The sequence below is a fragment of the Pseudacidovorax intermedius genome (assembly GCF_001476815.1).
GTDB classification, from domain to species: Bacteria; Pseudomonadota; Gammaproteobacteria; order Burkholderiales; family Burkholderiaceae_C; genus Xenophilus; species Xenophilus intermedius_A.
This window is the reverse complement of record NZ_LDSL01000047.1, coordinates 52,086-69,129: the sequence shown is the minus strand read 5'-3', so window position 1 is coordinate 69,129 and position 17,044 is coordinate 52,086. Positions and strand designations below refer to the sequence as shown.

Annotated in this window: 17 protein-coding genes; 14 read left to right on the top strand and 3 right to left on the bottom strand. The window is 72.9% G+C overall.

What is annotated here, in order from left to right; genetic code table 11:
- The 5 genes from NS331_RS07110 to NS331_RS07090 all read left to right on the top strand — a co-directional run.
- The coding region (locus NS331_RS07110; protein ID WP_153012767.1) for an ATP-binding cassette domain-containing protein at positions 1-461 on the top strand (461 nt) is incomplete at its 5' end.
- 41 nt (positions 462-502) lie between these two features.
- Positions 503-1,072 carry a cob(I)yrinic acid a,c-diamide adenosyltransferase gene (cobO, locus tag NS331_RS07105; protein WP_058641304.1) on the top strand — a complete coding sequence of 190 codons (570 nt, stop codon included), beginning with the start codon at positions 503-505 and terminating at the stop codon, positions 1,070-1,072.
- Between the two features lie 6 nt (positions 1,073-1,078).
- On the top strand, positions 1,079-2,023 hold the full coding sequence (gene cbiB / locus NS331_RS07100) for an adenosylcobinamide-phosphate synthase CbiB (RefSeq protein WP_058641303.1): 945 nt from the start codon (positions 1,079-1,081) through the stop codon (positions 2,021-2,023).
- Positions 2,020-3,102 carry an aminotransferase class I/II-fold pyridoxal phosphate-dependent enzyme gene (locus tag NS331_RS07095; RefSeq protein ID WP_058641302.1) on the top strand — a complete coding sequence of 361 codons (1,083 nt, stop codon included), beginning with the start codon at positions 2,020-2,022 and terminating at the stop codon, positions 3,100-3,102. Before cbiB ends, NS331_RS07095 begins: the two co-directional genes overlap by 4 nt.
- A 149-nt stretch (positions 3,103-3,251) precedes the next feature.
- Positions 3,252-3,512, top strand: coding sequence for a hypothetical protein (locus NS331_RS07090; protein WP_058641301.1), 261 nt, complete (start codon positions 3,252-3,254; stop codon positions 3,510-3,512).
- 93 nt (positions 3,513-3,605) lie between these two features.
- Here NS331_RS07090 and NS331_RS07085 read toward each other — a convergent pair whose 3' ends face one another.
- Positions 3,606-4,214: a GbsR/MarR family transcriptional regulator gene (locus NS331_RS07085; protein ID WP_058641300.1), complete on the bottom strand. Its 609-nt coding sequence runs from the start codon at positions 4,212-4,214 to the stop codon at positions 3,606-3,608.
- Positions 4,215-4,340: 126 nt separating this feature from the next.
- On the opposite strand from NS331_RS07085, the gene aroC reads away from it, so the two are divergent.
- From aroC to NS331_RS07065, 4 genes are all read left to right on the top strand, one after another.
- Complete coding sequence (gene aroC, locus NS331_RS07080) at positions 4,341-5,474, top strand: chorismate synthase (protein WP_058641299.1); 1,134 nt, start codon at positions 4,341-4,343, stop codon at positions 5,472-5,474.
- Positions 5,474-6,661: an MFS transporter gene (locus NS331_RS07075; protein ID WP_058641298.1), complete on the top strand. Its 1,188-nt coding sequence runs from the start codon at positions 5,474-5,476 to the stop codon at positions 6,659-6,661. The genes aroC and NS331_RS07075 overlap by 1 nt, the downstream gene beginning before the upstream one ends.
- 46 nt (positions 6,662-6,707) lie before the next feature.
- Complete coding sequence (locus NS331_RS07070; protein WP_058641297.1) at positions 6,708-7,913, top strand: multidrug effflux MFS transporter; 1,206 nt, start codon at positions 6,708-6,710, stop codon at positions 7,911-7,913.
- A gap of 66 nt (positions 7,914-7,979) precedes the next feature.
- Complete coding sequence (locus NS331_RS07065; protein WP_082702316.1) at positions 7,980-8,651, top strand: DsbA family oxidoreductase; 672 nt, start codon at positions 7,980-7,982, stop codon at positions 8,649-8,651.
- On the opposite strand, the gene opgC is transcribed toward NS331_RS07065, so the two are convergent.
- The gene (gene opgC / locus NS331_RS07060) at positions 8,605-9,753 is read right to left on the bottom strand and encodes an OpgC domain-containing protein (protein ID WP_082702315.1); all 1,149 of its coding nucleotides are present in this window, start codon (positions 9,751-9,753) and stop codon (positions 8,605-8,607) included. The two genes, NS331_RS07065 and opgC, sit on opposite strands and share 47 nt — an antisense overlap.
- A 242-nt stretch (positions 9,754-9,995) precedes the next feature.
- On the opposite strand from opgC, the gene NS331_RS07055 reads away from it, so the two are divergent.
- The 4 genes from NS331_RS07055 to NS331_RS07040 all read left to right on the top strand — a co-directional run bounded on the left by NS331_RS07055 (position 9,996) and on the right by NS331_RS07040 (position 14,977).
- A complete protein-coding gene (locus NS331_RS07055; RefSeq protein WP_058641294.1) occupies positions 9,996-11,549 on the top strand; it encodes a DUF1800 domain-containing protein in 1,554 nt (517 codons plus the stop codon).
- Between the two features lie 8 nt (positions 11,550-11,557).
- Complete coding sequence (locus NS331_RS07050; protein ID WP_058641293.1) at positions 11,558-12,793, top strand: DUF1501 domain-containing protein; 1,236 nt, start codon at positions 11,558-11,560, stop codon at positions 12,791-12,793.
- A gap of 72 nt (positions 12,794-12,865) precedes the next feature.
- Positions 12,866-13,921 (top strand): NAD(P)H-dependent flavin oxidoreductase, encoded by a 1,056-nt coding sequence (locus tag NS331_RS07045; protein ID WP_058641292.1) that lies wholly within the window; start codon positions 12,866-12,868, stop codon positions 13,919-13,921.
- A gap of 162 nt (positions 13,922-14,083) precedes the next feature.
- Complete coding sequence (locus tag NS331_RS07040) at positions 14,084-14,977, top strand: DUF3014 domain-containing protein (protein ID WP_058641291.1); 894 nt, start codon at positions 14,084-14,086, stop codon at positions 14,975-14,977.
- Positions 14,978-15,096: 119 nt separating this feature from the next.
- On the opposite strand, the gene NS331_RS07035 is transcribed toward NS331_RS07040, so the two are convergent.
- Positions 15,097-15,909: an outer membrane protein assembly factor BamD gene (locus NS331_RS07035; RefSeq protein WP_058641290.1), complete on the bottom strand. Its 813-nt coding sequence runs from the start codon at positions 15,907-15,909 to the stop codon at positions 15,097-15,099.
- A 12-nt stretch (positions 15,910-15,921) separates the two neighbouring features.
- Here NS331_RS07035 and NS331_RS07030 point away from each other — a divergent pair, with 12 nt between their 5' ends.
- Positions 15,922-16,947 (top strand): RluA family pseudouridine synthase, encoded by a 1,026-nt coding sequence (locus NS331_RS07030; RefSeq protein WP_440589368.1) that lies wholly within the window; start codon positions 15,922-15,924, stop codon positions 16,945-16,947.
- The last annotated feature ends 97 nt before the right edge of the window (positions 16,948-17,044 follow it).

Genomic DNA, 17,044 nt, shown 5'->3' with positions numbered 1-17,044 from the left:
GCCGCCTGCCGCACCAGCGCTGGCTGGCCGCGCCCTCGGCCGCCGACCATGCCGCCGTCGAGGCCGCGCTGCGCCAGACGCAGGCCTGGGACTGGCGTTCGCGCCCGCTCGCGCAGCTGTCCGGCGGCGAGCGCCAGCGCGTGCTGCTGGCCCGCGCCCTGGCGGTGCAGGCCGGCGTGCTGCTGATGGACGAGCCGCTCGCCAATCTCGACCCGCCGCACCAGGCCGACTGCCTGGCGCTGGCCCGCGCCCAGGCCGAGGCCGGCCGCACCGTCGTCACGGTGCTGCACGAGCTGCATGCCGCCCTGGCCGCCGACGATCTGGTGGTGATGGCCGGCGGCCGCGTGCTCCACCATGGCGGCTGCGGCGATGCCGCCACCCATGCGGCCGTGGAGGCCGTCTTCGGCCACCGCATCCGCATCCACCGCGTGGCCGACCAGTGGGTGGCCCTGCACCGCTGACGGGCGCCGACGAACCCGACCCGCATTCCCGAGGACCGACCATGCAGACCGAAACCCCGCCCCAGTCCAAGCCCTACGACAAACCCGAAGGCGAGCGCCGCGGGCTGCTGATCGTCAACACCGGCGACGGCAAGGGCAAGAGCACCGCCGCCTTCGGCCTGGCCGTGCGCGCCCATGGCCGCGGCAAGTCGGTGCGGGTGTTCCAGTTCATGAAGGTGCCGAGCGCCCGCTTCGGCGAGCACCGCGTGTTCGAGCAGCTGGGCATTCCCATCGAGGGCCTGGGCGACGGCTTCAGCTGGAAGAGCCAGGACCTGGAGCGCTCGGCCCAGCTCGCGCGCGACGGCTGGGCCCGCGCGGCGGCGGCCATCGCCTCGGGTGAGCACTTCCTGGTGGTGCTGGACGAGATCACCTATCCGCTCATCTACGGCTGGCTGCCGCTGGAGCCGGTCATGGACGCGCTGATGCATCGCCCGCCCACCGTGAGCGTGGTGCTCACCGGCCGCCGCTGTCCGCAGGAGCTGATCGACATCGCCGACACGGTGACCGAGATGCGCAAGGTCAAGCATGCCTTCGACGCCGGCATTCCGGCGCAGCGCGGCATCGAAGACTAGCCGGCGATGACCGAAGGCACGGTGCTCGCCGCGGCCCTGTGGCTGGCGCTCGCCATCGACCGCTGGCTGGGCGAGCCGCCGGTGCGGCTGCATCCCGTGGTGGGCATGGGCGCCTGGCTCGGCGGGGTGGGGCGGCGCATCGCGCCGGTGCCGGGCGATGCCCGCCGCGCCGGGCCCTTCGTGGCGGGCGCGCTGGCCTGGCTGGTGGGCGCGCTCGCCGTGGCGGCGCTGGGCGGGGCGGTGCAGCGCGGGGCCGCGGCCCTGCCGCCGCTGCTGGCGGTGCCGCTGCTGGCGCTGTGCCTCAAGCCGCTGCTGGCCTGGCGCCTGCTGCGCGACGAGGTGGCGGCCGTGGAAGCGGCCCTGGCGCGTTCCCTGCCCGAAGGCCGCGAGCGCCTCGCCCGGCTGGTGAGCCGCGACGTCACGGCGCTGGACGCCGGCGCGGTGCGCGAGAGCGCCATCGAGTCGCTGGCCGAGAACCTCAACGACTCGGTGGTGGCGCCGCTGTTCTGGTTCGCCGTCGCCGGGCTCCCGGGTGCGGCGCTCTACCGGTTCGCCAACACCGCCGATGCCATGTGGGGCTACCGCGGCGAGCGCGGCGGCCGCGACTGGACCTGGGCCGGCAAATGGGCGGCGCGGGCGGACGACGTGCTGTCCTGGCTGCCGGCGCGCATCACGGCCGTGCTGCTCGCGCTGGCTGCGTGGCGATGGCCCCGGGGCCTGGCACGCGAGGCCCGGTGCACGCCGTCGCCCAACGGCGGCTGGCCCATGGGCGCGATGGCGCTGCTGCTGGGCGTGCGCCTGCGCAAGCCGGGCGTGTATGTGCTGCATGCCGCGGGCCGTGCGCCGCAGGCCGCCGACACGGCCCGGGCGCTGGCGCTGGCCGGCCGTGCGGTGGCCGGCGGTGCCGTCGTCGCCACGCTGGCGCTGGGGGGCATGGCGTGGTGGGCATGACGGCGGCCGTCCATGGTGGCCCCGATGCCTTCGGCACGCCCGCCCATGATTTCTCGACCAACGCCAACGCCTGCGGCCCCTGCGCGCCCTTGCTGGACGCCATTCGCAGCGCCGACCCCACGCGCTACCCCGATCCCGCATCGACGGCGCTGCGCCGTCGGCTGGCCGACTTCCACGGCGTCGCCCCCGAACGCGTGCAGGTGGCGGCCAGCGCCAGCGAGTTCATCGTGCGCATCACCGCTGCCGTGGCACTGCGCCGCCGCGGCGACGGCCCGGTGCAGCTGCCACCCGCGGCTTACGGCGACTACCGGCGGGCGGCAGAGGCCCAGGGGCTGCCGGTGCGCGTCGTGCCTGCGCTGGGCGATGACGCGGGCCTCGTCGGGGTTGGGCGCCCGGCCCTGCAGGACGGGCCGGCCGACGGCGAACCGGATGCGCGGCCGCCCATCCTCGCCTGGGCCTGCGAGCCCTCGTCGCCGCACGGCGCGGCCGCGCCCGGCCTGGCGCGCTGGCTCGCCTTGCTGCCGCCGGAGACGCCCGCTGTGCTGGATTGCGCCTATGCGCCGTTGCGGCTGGAAGGCGGCAGCGCACTGCCGCCGCCGGCCCGTGACCGTGTCTGGCAGCTGTGGACGCCCAACAAGGCTCTGGGCCTGACGGGCGTGCGCGGCGCCTACGCCATCGCGCCCGTGGATGCGCCGGCCGTGCTGCTGCAGGACCTGCAGGCCCTGGCCCCCTCCTGGCCGCTGGGCGCGCATGCCGAGGCCATGCTGGCAGCCTGGACCTCGCCCGCGGTCCAGCACTGGCTGGCCACGCAGAGCCTGCCGCAACTGCGGACGTGGAAGCAGCGGCAGGCCGCCCTGTGCGAATCGCTGGGCTGGCAGATCGCGCCCGGCGTGGCGAATTTCTTCTGCGCCCGGCCCGATGTGCCCGCGCTGGCGCCGCTGCTGGGGCGGCTGCGCGCGCAAGGCATCAAGCTGCGCGACTGCGGCAGCTTCGGCCTGCCCGGCTGGGTGCGCCTGGGCGTGCTGCCGCCCGCCAGCCAGGATGCGCTGGTGCAGGCCTGGACGGCGGTGGTGCGCTGAGCCTCGGCAGGACCGGGGCGCGGGAGCGCGCGCCCCTGCGCGAGGGCACTACGCCTTCGCGCACGACGATGGCGCGATGGCCGACAGCCGCATCGCCGCCCATCGGCGCACGCTTGTTCCATCGTTCACACACACAGTCGGAGATCCCCATGCGTCAAAGCTTCCTCGGCCTCTTCACCGCCCTGTCCTTCATCGCCTTCGCCGGTACCAGCCATGCGCAACTGGGCAAGGCGGCGTCCGAAGCCACCGATGCCGCCGAGCACAAGATCGACCAGAAGCGTGCCGAGAGCGAGGCCAAGAAGAGCGGCCCGGTCGGCAAGGCGGTCAACAACGTGAAGTCGAGCTACCACAAGAACCGCTCGGAAAGCTCGGCCACCAAGGCCAAGAACGCGCTCAAGGGCAAGGACTGACCCGGCGCCGCGCACCCACAGGTGCGCGCTTCGCTCGAATGAAGAAGGGCCGCAGCGATGCGGCCCTTGCCGTTGGTGCGTGCGGCAGCGCCGTCAGCCGGCCTCGCCGTCCTTGCGCCCGCGTCCGCCGCCGGTCAGCCGGTCCTTGAGGTCCAGCACGCGCGTGACCGCCGCGCCCATGCCCATCAGCCGCATCGCCGTGTCCGGTGACAGGCGCTGCACGTCGTCGAACCAGCGCACCAGGCGGTCGATCAGTTCGTGCATCTCGCGCATGCGCTGCTGGGCGTGGCGCTCCTCTTCCGTGGCGGGCTCCTGCAGCAGGGCGTTGCGCAGCATCGACAGCGTCGGCTCGATCTCGCGCCGGCGCCGCTCCTCCGCCAGCACGCGGAAGATGTCCCACACCTCGCCGGGCGTCTCGAAATACTCGCGCCGGTCGCCGGGCAGGTGGCGCAGCTGCACCAGCCGCCAGGCCTGCAGCTCTTTCAAACCCATGCTCACGTTGGAGCGCGAGAAGGCCAGCGTCTCACTGATCTCCTCCGCGTTGAGCGGCCGCTGCGACAGGAAGAGCAGGGCATAGATCTGCCCGACCGTGCGGTTGATGCCCCAGCGGCTGCCCATCTCGCCGAAGTGGTCGACGAACTGGCGGTGCAGCTCGGGCAGTTGGGGGCGCTGGTCGGCGGCGGCGGATCGGCTGTGCGGCATCGGGCGATTGTGCGTGCCGGACGTTCAGGAAAGCCGGAAAGTCCAGGAATGCCGCACGGCGCCTGCGGACACGGGTCGGACGGCGGCCCGGCGGCGGGCAGTGGATGACGGGATAATCGCGCCCCTATGAGCGGCAACACCTTCGGCACCCTGTTCGCGGTGACCAACTTCGGCGAATCCCATGGCCCCGCGATCGGCTGCGTCATCGACGGCTGCCCGCCCGGCATGAACCTGAGCGAGGCCGACATCCAGCCCGACCTGGATCGCCGCCGCCCCGGCACCAGCCGCCACGTCACGCAGCGCAACGAGCCCGATGCGGTGCAGATCCTCTCCGGCGTGTACGAGGGCAGGACCACCGGCACGCCCATCGCGCTGCTGATCCAGAACACCGACCAGCGCAGCAAGGACTACGGCGAGATCGCCCGCCAGTTCCGTCCCGGCCATGCCGATTTCACGTACCACAAGAAGTACGGCATCCGCGATCCGCGCGGCGGCGGCCGCTCGTCGGCGCGCCTCACGGCGCCCATGGTGGCCGCGGGCGCCGTGGCCAAGAAGTGGCTGCGGGCGCAGTACGGCACCGAGTTCCGCGGCTGCATGACCCACATCGGCGAGCAGGCCATCGGCTTCGAGAGCTGGGACCACGTGCCCAACAACCCCTTCTTCGCGCCCGTGGCCGACGTGTCGGCGCTGGAGGCCTACATGGACGCCCTGCGCAAGGCGCAGGATTCCTGCGGCGCCCGGCTGCGCGTGGTGGCCACCGGCATGCCGGCGGGCCTGGGCCAGCCGCTGTTCGACAAGCTCGATGCCGACATCGCCTACGCCATGATGGGCATCAATGCCGTCAAGGGCGTGGAGATCGGCGCCGGCTTCGCCAGCGTGGCCCAGCGCGGCAGCACGCACGGCGACGGCATGCGGCCCGACGGCTTCGCCAGCAACAACGCCGGCGGCGTGCTCGGCGGCATCAGCACCGGGCAGGACCTGGAAGTGGCCATCGCCATCAAGCCCACCAGCTCGATCACCACGCCGCGCAGTTCGGTGGACGTGGACGGCCGGCCGGTGGAGGTGGTCACCAAGGGCCGCCACGACCCCTGCGTCGGCATCCGCGCCACGCCCATCGCCGAGGCCATGCTGGCCCTGGTGGTGATGGAACACGCCCTGCGCCAGCGCGCGCAGTGCGGCGAGCCCGGTGCGGCCTTCCCGGTGGCGCCGGGGCGTGCGGCGTCCGAACGGCCGGAGGGGCTGCAGGCCTCCTTCCTGTAGTGGCCGGCCCGGCCGCCGACCCCGCCGCCGGCTCCCGGCGTCCGCTGCTCGCCTTCGCGGGGCTGTCGGCCAGCTATTTCGCGCACATCGGCTTCTTCAATCCCTACCTGCCGCTGTGGCTGCAGAGCCTGGGCATGCCGATCTTCACGATCAGCCTGCTGACCTCGGTGCAGTCCTTCACGCGCGTGTTCGCGCCGTACGCCTGGGGCACGCTGTCGGACCGCACGGGCGAACGCGTCAAGCTGCTGCGCATCAGCGCCGCGGTGGCGCTGGCCGGCTCGCTGGGCCTGTGGTGGAACGGCGGGCCGTGGTGGATCGGGCTGGTGCTGCTGGTCATGTTCACCCACACCAGCTCCATGATGTCGCTCACCGAGGCGGCGCTCGCCCACCTGGTGGCGGGCGACTGGGGCCGCTACGGCCGCATCCGGCTGTGCGGCTCGGCCGGCTTCCTGCTCACGGTGTTCCTGGCCGGCGCCTGGTTCGACCGTTTCGGCATGGGCCACTTTCCCGGCTGGGCGCTGGTGACGCTGGGGCTGGTGCTTTTCGCCACCCTCAAGCTGCCGGACCACCGCGAGCCGGTGGCCGCGCGCGGTGCGGTGCACGAGCCGGTGGGGCCGGTGCTGCGCCGGCCCGTCGTGCGCTGGTTCTTCGCGGCGCTGTTCTTCCACATCACGGCGCATTTCGCCATCTACGGCTTCCTGTCGCTCTACCTCGATTCGCTGGGCTACGACAAGGCGACCATCGGCGCGCTGTGGGCGCTGTCGGTGGCGGCCGAGGTGGCCTGGTTCGGCCTGCAGGGCCGGCTGGTGCGGCGCCTTCGCATGCCGCAGTGGCTGCTGCTGTGTGGCGCCGCGGCGGTGCTGCGCATGGGCTTGACGGCCGGCCTCGGCCAGTGGGCCTGGGCGCTGGTGGCGGGCCAGCTGCTGCATGCGCTGAGCTTCGCGGCCCACCACACGACCTGCATCGCGGTGGTGACCGAGCATTTTCCCGGCCGCCTGCGCGGCCGCGGGCAGGCGCTGTTCACGGTCATCGGCTACGGCTTCGGCGGCGTGCTGGGCATGCTGGCCGGCGGCGCCATGGCGCAGCAGCTGGGCTACAAGCCCATGTTCTGGGCCGCGACGGCGCTGGCCGTGGTCGGCAGCCTGTGCGCCTGGCGCGCCACCGTGGCGGAGCGCCGCGCGCCATGAGTGCCGACCGCCCGGCCTGCGCCCCTCGTCCCTTTTTCCGCATCTCGTGACCCACGAATCCTCCCCGCCGCGCCGCGGCCTCGCCTTCGCCCTGCTGCTGCCGCTGCTGCTCGCGGCCCAGCCGGTGGCCACCGACAGCTACCTGCCGGCCCTGCCCGAGATCGCGCGCGACCTGGGCTCGGCCAGCAGCAGCCTGACGGTGTTCATCCTGGCCTTCGGCATCGCGCAGCTGCTGTGCGGGCCGCTGGCCGACCGCTTCGGCCGCCGGCCGGTGCTGCTGGGCGGCCTGGCCTGCTATGCGGTGGCGGCGCTGGGCTGCGCGCTGGCGGGCAGCGTGCTGCTGCTGGCGGCCGGCCGGGCGGTGCAGGGCTTCGCCATGGCGGCCATCCTGGTGTGCGCCCGCGCGGCGGTGCGCGACCTGTACCCGGCCCACCAGGGGCCGCAGGTCATGGCGCGCGGGCTCACCGGCCTGGGCATGGTGGCGCTGGTGTCGCCGCTGCTGGGCGCCTGGGGCGTGCAGGCGCTGGGCTGGCGCTGGGTGCTGGTGGGCATGGCCGCCTATGCGCTGGTGCTGCTGGCCATGTGCTGGCATTCCTTCGCGGAGACGCACCGGCCCATCGCCCCGGGCGCCCTGAACGCCGCCGCGCCGCGCGGCAGCGCGCGCGAGGTGTGGGCCAACCGGCCCTTCCGCGCCTGGGCCTCGCTGGCGGCCTGCACCTACGGCGGGCTGTTCTGCTTTCTGCTGCTGTCGCCCATGGTCTACATCGGCTACCTAGGCATGTCGCCGGTGATGTACGGCTGGATCCCGGCCGGCGGCTCGGTGGTCTACATCAGCAGCACCGTGCTGTGCCGGCGCCTGCTGGCGCGGGTGGGGCCGGTGCGGACGGTGCAGATCGGTGCCGTGCTCAGCCTCACGGGCGCCAGCATCCAGGCGCTGGGCTGCCTGCTGATGCCGCATTCGCCGCTGCCGCTGCTGGCCGGCCATGCGGTGTACGTGATGGGTCACGGCATCCACCAGCCCTGCGGTCAGGCAGGCGCGGTGGGCGACCTGCCCAAGCTGGCGGGGCGGGCGGTGTCGTGGTCGGGCTTCGTCATGATGCTGGCGGCCTTCTGCGCCGGGCAGACGGCGGCGCTGTTCGTGGACGCGCACTATTCGGCCGGCGCCTGGCCGATGGTGCTGCCGATGGTGCTGGCCGGGTTGCTGCTGGTCGCCATCGCCTACCGCTGGCTGCCGCGGCTGCGGCGCGGCTGAGCGGCAGCGCCACCGCCAAAAGCCTTCTCGCCGCAGGTGTCACGGGGCCGCCGGAGAATGGGCGCCATGAACACCCTGCGTATCGATTTCGTCTCCGACGTCTCCTGCCCCTGGTGCGCTGTCGGCCTGGCCTCGCTGCAGACCGCCATGCAGCGCGTCGCGCCCGACGTCCAGGTGGCGCTGCATTTCCAGCCCTTCGAACTCAACCCCGACATGGCGGCCGAGGGCGAGGATTCCATCGACCACCTGATGCGCAAGTACGGCATCGACGAGGCGCAGGTGCGCGCCAACGGCGAGGTGCTGCGCGAGCGGGGCCAGGCCGTCGGCTTTCCCTTCGACCTGGACAAGCGCAAGCGGGTGTGGAACACCTTCGACGCCCACCGCCTGCTGCACTGGGCCGAGCAGGAAGGCGAGGCGCAGCAGCTGGCACTGAAGAAGGCGCTGTTCAAGGCCTACTTCCTCGACGGTCTGAGCCCCGCCGACCATGAATTGCTGGTGCGCCTGGCGGCCGAGGCCGGCCTGGATGCCGAGCGCGCCCGCGCCATCCTGGCGAGCGACGAATTCGCCGCCGAGGTGCGGGCCGCCGAGCGCATGTTCACCGATGCCGGCATCCGCTCGGTGCCGGCCATCGTCATCAATCGCCAGCACCTCATCTCGGGCGGCCAGCCGCCGGAGGTGTTCGAGCGGGCCCTCAGGCAGATCGCGGGCGCACAACCTTCTTCCGTGGTGGCGGCTTGACCCGCGCCTCCCAGCGCACCACGCCCACCGCCACGGCATAGAGACCGGCGAACACGGCGGCGAGCATCAGCGCGTCGCCCCACCACGGGCGGGCGTGGAAATCGCCGCCCCAGATCACCAGCACCAGGAACACGGCGACCAGGTGGGCGCAGAAGACCGACAGCGACGAGCTGCCCAGCGTCTCCAGCACCTTCGGCCGCGGCAGGTGCGCGAGCCAGGTGGGCCCGAAGCGCAGCGCCACGATGCACAGGGCCACCAGGTTCAGCAGGCGCAGCGGTGCCAGCCGCCATTTGTCGAACCATTGGTTGAGCGCGTCGTGGCCGCCGAAGGGCGCCTGGCCGGTCGGGCCGAAATGCCGCCACACGATGCCGATGATCGCGATGGCCACCGCGATGCGCACCACCGCGGGCGAGAACACCAGCCGGGGCGGCTCGGCATCGTGGCGGCTGCAGCCCAGCCAGAGGCCGGCAAACCACAGGAACTGCCAGGCCAGCGAATCGAAGGCACCCGTCTCGTCGAGGGGCACCGGCACGCCCAACAGCGCCTGCACACCGCGATACAGCCAGTTGGTGAAGCCGAACTGCGCCAGCAGCCACAGGCCCGCACTCACCGTCAGCGGCCGCTGCCAGCCGTGGCGCATGCCGTAGGCCATGACCCAGGGGCTGGCCAGCATGAACAGGATGTACATCGGCAGGATGTCCAGCAGGGCCGGCTCGTGCACCAGCGCCAGCGCCCACACGAAAGCCTGGTGCGGATAGGCCATGAAGTAGCGCACCCGCTCGTGCACCGCCGGCTGGTCGGCCCGCAGGCCCAGGCCCGCGATCACGAAGAACAGGAAGAGCAGCAGGGCGGCTTGGCACAGGTACACCGTGACGGCCCGGCGCCAGAAGGCCTGCCGCATCGCCGGCACGCCCTTCTGGTGCCCGATGCCGCCGTAGACCAGCCCGCACACGAAGGCCGACAGCAGCACGAAGCCTTCCGCCGCCGACACCCAGCCGAAGGGCTGCCCCAGCGGATCGGTCAGCCGCGAGGGCAGGTGCGTGACCGTCATCAGCACGAGCATCAGCCCGCGCAGGGCGTCGATTTCCCACAGGCGGCGCATGGTGGTGTCGGAAGAAGGGGGACGTTGATCGGGTGGAGGCCGGGCAGCTCCACGATGAAGCATTGGTGCGCTGCCGCATTCCCCGGGTGGGCTCGCAACGGCAGGCGCTGTAGGACGCGAAGGCGCGGTCAGCCTCCCGTCGGAATGGTGTCTTTACACAACAGTGACCCGTCCGGGGTCAACGCTGGGCCGGGCCGGCGCGTCGAAGGCAGACCGCGCCTTGCGCGCACCGAGGACTTCCGATGCCTTCATCGATCCGTCGCCGCACCCTGCTGCTCGGGCTGGGCGGCGCCGGCCTGCTGGCCGGCTGCGCCACCGTCGCGCCCTCCGTGCCGGTGCCCGCCGCGCCGGCCGCCCGCCTGGCCTGGATCGACCGCCTGAGCTGGGGCCTGAACGACGCCACCGTCGCCCAGGTGGAGCGCGTCGGCGCGGCGCGCTGGCTCGACCAGCAATTGCGCCCCGTGCCGCCCGCGCCGCTGCCCGCCGCGGCGCAGCAGCAGGTCGACGCCATGAGCATCACGGCCGAGCCCGGTGGCGCCCTGGCCATCCGCCTGGAAGCCGACCGCCGCGCCGCCGATGCCTTGACCGACCCCGACGCCCGCCAGGCCGCGCGCCAGGCCTACCAGAAAGCCATGAACCAGGCCGGGCGCGAGGCGCAGCAGCGCTTCCTGCTGCGCGCCCTGTATGGCCCCGATTCCTTGCGCGAGGTGATGAGCGCCTTCTGGGCCAACCATTTCTACGTCAGCGTGCGCAAGGGCCCGGTGCGGCCCCTGCTGGCCGACTTCGAGGACCGGGCCATCCGGCCGCATGCGCTGGGGCGCTTCCGCGACCTGCTGGGCGCGGTGGAACTGCATCCGGCCATGCTGATGTACCTGGACAACCAGCAGAATGCCGCCGGCCGCATCAACGAGAACCTGGCGCGCGAGTTGATGGAACTGCACACGCTGGGCGTGGACGGCGGCTACACCCAGGCCGACGTGCAGGAGATGGCGCGCGTGCTCACCGGCGTCGGCGTGGACCTGCGCGCGGCGGACGCGCCGCCGCCCAGGCTGCCGCCCGCGCTGGCCGGGCAGTGGCTGCGCCGCGGCGCATTCGAATTCAACCCGGCGCGCCATGACCGCAACCCCAAGACGCTGCTCGGCCAGCCCCTGCAGGCCGCGGGCTTGGCCGAGGTGGACGAGGCGCTGGACCGCCTGGCCCGCGCGCCGGCCACCGCGCGGCACATTTCGCGCAAGCTGGCCGTCTGCTTCGTCGCCGACGATCCGTCGCCGGCGCTGGTCGAGCGCATGGCACAGACCTTTCAGCGCACCGATGGCGACATCGCGGCCGTGATGCGCACGCTGCTGGCTTCGCCGGAATTCGCCGCCTCGCTGGGCCGCAAGTTCCGCGACCCGCTGCAGTACGCCGTCGGCGCCGTGCGCCTGGCCTATGGCGACCGCGTCGTCGTCGACACCGGCCCGCTGCTGGGCTGGGTCAACCGCCTGGGCCAGGCGCCCTATGCCCACGAAACGCCCGACGGCTACCCGCTGCGCCAGCAGGACTGGGCCAGCGCCGGCCAGATGGCGGCGCGTTTCGACGTCGCGCGGGCGGTGGGCGCCAACGGCGCCGTGCTGTTCCGCAGCGAGCCGCGCGCGCCGCTGGAGAAGCCGCCGTTCCCGGCCATGGCCCAGTCGCCCGTGGTGCGCGAGATCGAACCCACGCTGGGCGAGGCCACCCGCCAGGCCCTGGCGCGGGCCGCCTCGCCCCAGGACTGGAACACCTACCTGCTCGCCTCGCCCGAGCGCATGTACCGATGAGGCTGCCGATGAACCACGATCCGCTTCCGTCTCCCACCCGCCGCCGCCTGCTGCAGGCCGGCGCCGCCCTGTCGCTGGCCGCCCCGGTCGGCCGCCTGCTCGCCGCGCCCGCGGCCGAGGGCACGCGGCTGCTGGTCGTCTTTCTGCGTGGCGCCTACGACTGCTGCAACGTGCTGGTGCCCACGGCCAGCGACTTCTACTACCAGAGCCGCCCCAGCATCGCCATCCCGCGCCCCGGCCAGCCGAACGGCGCCGTTGCCCTCGACGCCGACTGGGGCCTGCACCCGGTGCTGGCGCCCACGCTGCTGCCGCTGTTCCAGAAGGGCCAGGCCGCCTTCATTCCCTTCGCCGGCACCGACGACCTGACGCGCAGCCATTTCGAGACGCAGGACGGCATCGAGCTGGGTCAGGCGCTGAGCGGCCGACGCGACTACGGCTCGGGCTTCCTCAACCGGCTGGCGCAGGTGCTGGGCGCCGGCCCGCTGCACGAGGTGGCGCCCATCGCCTTCACCGACCAGCTGCCGCTGTCGATGCGCGGTGCGGCCCGGGTGGGCAACATGGCGCTGGGCAATGCCGGCGGCCGCGGCATGGATGCGCGGCAGACCGCCGACATCGCCGCCATGTACGGCCAGAGCCCGCTCAAGGGCAGCGTCGCCGAAGGCTTCGCGCTGCAGGACGAGGTGCGCCGCAGCATCCAGGCCGAGATGGACCAGGCCAGCCGCAACGCCATCAGCGCCAAGGGCTTCGAGCTGGTGGCGCGGCGCATGGCGCGGCTGATGCGCGAGCGCTTCGACCTGGGCTTCGTGGACGTGGGCGGCTGGGACACGCACGTCAACCAGGGCGGCAGCAGCGGCTACCTGGCCAACCGGCTGCAGGAACTGGGCAGCGGCCTGGCGGGCTTCACCGAGGAACTGGGCGAGGAGGCCTGGCGCGACACTGTGGTGGTCGTCATCAGCGAATTCGGCCGCACCTTCCGCGAGAACGGCAACAAGGGCACGGACCATGGGCACGGCACCGTCTACTGGGTGCTGGGCGGCGGGCTGGCGGCGTCGGCGGGCGGCCACGTCGTCGGCAAGCAGCAGGCACTGACGGCGCAGACCCTGTTCCAGAACCGCGACTGGCCGGTGCTGAACGAGTACCGGGCGCTGCTCGGCGGGCTGTTCCAGCGCATGTACGGGCTGTCGGCAGCGCAGGTGGCGAGCGTGTTTCCGGGCGTGGCGCCGCTAGACCTCAGGCTGGTTTGAGGGCCTGGGCGCGGGCGCGCGGCGCCTGCCGCGTTTGCCGACAATGGCGCGATCCCGCTTCCGGAGACGACCATGCCCACCTTCGACCTCGCCCGCCTGCTCGGCACCGAGCTGCCCCTGATCCAGGCCCCGATGGCGGGCGTGCAGGGCAGCGCCCTGGCCATCGCCGTCTCGCAGGCCGGCGCGCTCGGCTCGCTGCCCTGCGCCATGCTGGCGCCGGACGCCATCCAGCGGGAAGTCGCGGCCATCCGCACCGGCACCTGGCGGCCCTTCAACCTCAACTTCTTCTGCCACACGCCGCCCGAACCCGACGACGCCCACGAGGCGCGCTGGCGCGAGCGGCTGGCGCCGTACTACGCCGAGTTCGGCATCGACCCGGCCGGCATCGCCGCCGGGCCGGGGCGCCAGCCCTTCAGCGCCGCGCTGTGCGATCTGGTCGAGCCGCTGCGCCCGCCGGTGCTGAGCTTCCACTTCGGCCTGCCGGCGCCCGAGCTGGTCGCGCGCATCAAGCGCTGGGGCGGACGCATCCTGGCCAGCGCGACGACGGTGGAAGAGGGCCGCTGGCTGCAGGCGCGCGGCGCCGACGCCGTGATCGCCCAGGGCCTGGAGGCGGGCGGCCACCGGGGGCATTTCCTGTCCGACGATCTGAGCCGCCAGAGCGGACTGTTCGCCCTGCTGCCGCAGCTGGTGGCGGCGCTGGAGGTGCCGGTCATCGCCGCTGGCGGCATCGCCGACGCAGGCGGCGTGTCGGCGGCCATGGCGCTGGGCGCGGCGGGCGTGCAGGTGGGCACCGCCTACATGCTCTGCCCCGAAGCCACCACCAGTGCGCTGCACCGCGCCGCGCTGCAGTCCGAGGCAGCGCACCACACGGCGCTCACCCGCCTTTTCACCGGCCGGCCGGCGCGCGGCATCGTCAACCGGGCGATGCGTGAGCTGGGGGCGATGAGCCCGGATGCGCCCGCCTTTCCCCTGGCGACGTCCGCCATCGCGCCGCTGCGCGCCAAGGCCGAGGCGCAGGGCAGCGGCGACTTCACGCCCCTGTGGTCGGGCCAGAACGCGGCCGGCTGCCGCCCGATGCCGGCGCGGGAACTGACGCGCGCGCTGGCGGCTGGCTTCGGCCCGCGCTGAGGAAGCACGGGAACCATCCGCCGCCGCGGCGATTCGCAGCGGCGTGCGCCCCGATCCCGTGGCCGCCGGCCGCGCTGTCACATCGGCTTACCGGGCCGCGCCGGCGCCGTCGCCGAAGCCGCCCAGAATCGGCAGGCCGCACCCCGTCCAGGAGAGCCTTGCATGTCCGAACCCGATTTCCGTCCCCGCGCCGAACGTCCCGTCGGCCTCGTCATTGCGCTGGTGATCGCGCTGGCCGCCGCCGGCTGGTTCGGCTGGCAATGGTGGCAGCAGCGCCAGGCCCCGCCGCCGGCCGCGGCACCGGTCGCCAGCACGCCGAGCCCCCCGGAGGCGCCGCCGCCACTCGCTGCCGCGCCGGCCACGCCCCCGCCGCCGCAGAACCAGGTCGACGCCATCGCGGAGCCCGACAAGAACCTGCCCGGCCTGGCCGAGTCCGACCGCGTCGTGCTGGACGCCATCACCGGCCTGATCGGCAACAAGGCGCTGAACCAGTTCCTGCAGGTGGACGACTTCGTGCGCCGCGTGGTCGCCACCGTCGACAACCTGCCGCGCGACCATGCCGCCGTGCAGCGCTGGCCGGTGCGGCCCATGCCGGGGCGCTTCCAGCTTCAGGGCGAGGGCGACGACCGCACCATCGCGCCCGACAACGCGGGCCGCTACACGGCCTTCGTGCTGCTGGTCGAACAGCTGGACGCGGCCAAGGTCGCCCATGCCTATGCGCGGCTCTACCCGCTGTTCCAGCAGGCCTATGAGGAACTGGGCTTTCCGGGACGCTACTTCAACGACCGGCTGGTGGCCGTCATCGACCACCTGCTGGCAGCGCCGGAGCCGGCCGGTGCGGTGAAGATCCGCGTCGTCGAGGTCAAGAGCGAAGTCCCTGGCGACCGGCCCTGGGTGCGCTACGAATACGCCGACGCGCGGCTGCAGTCGCTGTCGGCCGGCCAGAAGATGATGGTGCGGGTGGGCCTGGTGAACGAGCGCCGGCTGAAGGCCAAGCTGCGCGAGTTGCGCTCGCAGCTGGCGACCGCGGTAAAGCCGGGCGAAGGGAAGTCCTGAGTGCCCGGGCGGCAGGCCCCGCCTGCCAGTTTGGACGCCGCGGGCGTATCGCGGCGCCACCAGAAAGACAAAGGCCGCCCGAGGGCGGCCTTGTCATTGGCGGGTGTCGGCGGGGCCGCTCACCACATCTTCCACCACGGATCGTCCTTGGGCTTGAAGCCCTGGGCGAGGTAGCGGCTCTGGGGATAGTTGGTGGTCAGCACGCGCTTGGCGTCGTCGCGCAGGTCGTTCATGCCGAGCGCGTCGTACGACAGCACCATGATGTAGAGCGCTTCTTCCAGCGCCGGCACCTCGCGGTAGTCCGACAGGGCGATCTGCGCGCGGTTGATGGCGGCCAGGTAGGCGCCGCGCTTGTAGTAGTAGCGGGCGACGTGAACCTCGTACTGCGCGAGCGAGTTCACGATGTAGTTCATGCGCTGGCGCGCGTCGTTGGCATAGCGCGAGTCGGGGAAGCGCGTCACCAGCTCGCGGAAGGCCTCGAAGGACTCCTTGGCGGCCTTCTGGTCGCGCTCGGACAGGTCCTGGCGCGTCAGCCAGGCGAACATGCCCAGGTCGTCGTTGAAGTTGACCGTGCCCTTGAGGTAGAGCGCGTAGTCGATGGCGGGGCTGGCCGGATGCAGCTTCATGAAGCGGTCCAGCGTGGCCAGGGCCTGGGCCTTGTCGCCGGCGCGGTACTGCGCGTAGGCCTTGTCGAGCTGGGCCTGCTGCGCCAGCGGCGTGCCGGCGGCGCGGCCTTCGAGCTTCTCGAACAGCGGAATGGCCTTGTCGAAGGAGCCGCCGTCGGCCTCTTCCTTGGCCTCGGAATAGATCTTGTTGGGGCTCCAGTTGGCCGTGGGATCGGTCTTGGTCGTGGAGCAGCCCGCGAGCAGGAACCCGGCAGCGCAAAGGGCGACCAGCGAAGGGACGGCCGATAATCCGGTGCGATACGTCACAGGCAAGCTTTCGTGAGTCAAACCCCCGGGATTATATCGACCCCCCCCTCGGCGCAGCCCGGGCCCGAGACCGAGGCCGACGAGCCCTCGGAACTGCAGGAAGAGTGCGAGCAGCGCGAGTTCGCGGTCGACGCCGCGCTGCACGGCCTGCGGCTGGACAGGGCGCTGGCCCAACTGATCCCCGAGTTCTCGCGCAGCTACCTGCAGCAGCTGGTGGAGGAGGGCGCGGTCGAACTGCAGGGGCGGCCGGTGCGCAAGCCGTCCACCGCCGTGCAGGCCGGCCAGCGCGGCCGCATCGAGCTGCGGCCGACGCCGCAGAGCCAGGCCTTCCGGCCCGAGGCCATGGACCTGCGGGTGGTGCACGAGGACGAGCACCTGGCCGTCATCGACAAGCCCGCCGGCCTGGTGGTGCATCCGGCGCCCGGCCACTGGAGCGGCACGCTGCTCAACGGCCTGCTGGCGCGCGACGCCCGGGCGGCGGCGCTGCCGCGCGCCGGCATCGTCCACCGGCTGGACCGCGACACCAGCGGCCTGATGGTGGTGGCCCGCAGCCGCCAGGCCATGGACGCGCTGGTGCGCATGATCGCGGCGCGCGAGGTGTCGCGGCAGTACCTGGCCATCGGCCACCGGGCCTGGAGCGGCCCGGCCGGCCGCGTGGTGGAAGGCGCCATCGGCCGTGACCCGCGCAACCGCCTGCGCATGGCGGTGGTGGACCTGGCGCAGCATCCGGGCAAGCCGGCGCGCACCCGCTTCGACCTGCTGGACGATGCCGAGCGCGGCTGCCTCGTGCGCTGCACGCTGGACACCGGCCGCACGCACCAGATCCGGGTGCACATGGCGTCGATCGGCCATCCGCTGGTTGGGGACGAGACCTACGGCGGCGCCCCCGCCGGCGGCCTGCACCGGCAGGCGCTGCATGCCTTCCGCCTGGCCTTCGCGCATCCCATGACTGGGCAGGCGCTGGACCTGCGTTCGGCACTGCCCGAGGACATCGCCGCCGCCGCTGTCGCCTGGGGGCTGGACTACAATCGCCGCTGAGCGCCTCGCGGCGCGACCTTCGGCGGCCCTTCCATTGCATGCAGGCTGCCCGCGCCAAGCGGACGGCAACCCGTCCCGGCGCCAAGCCGCAGATGTC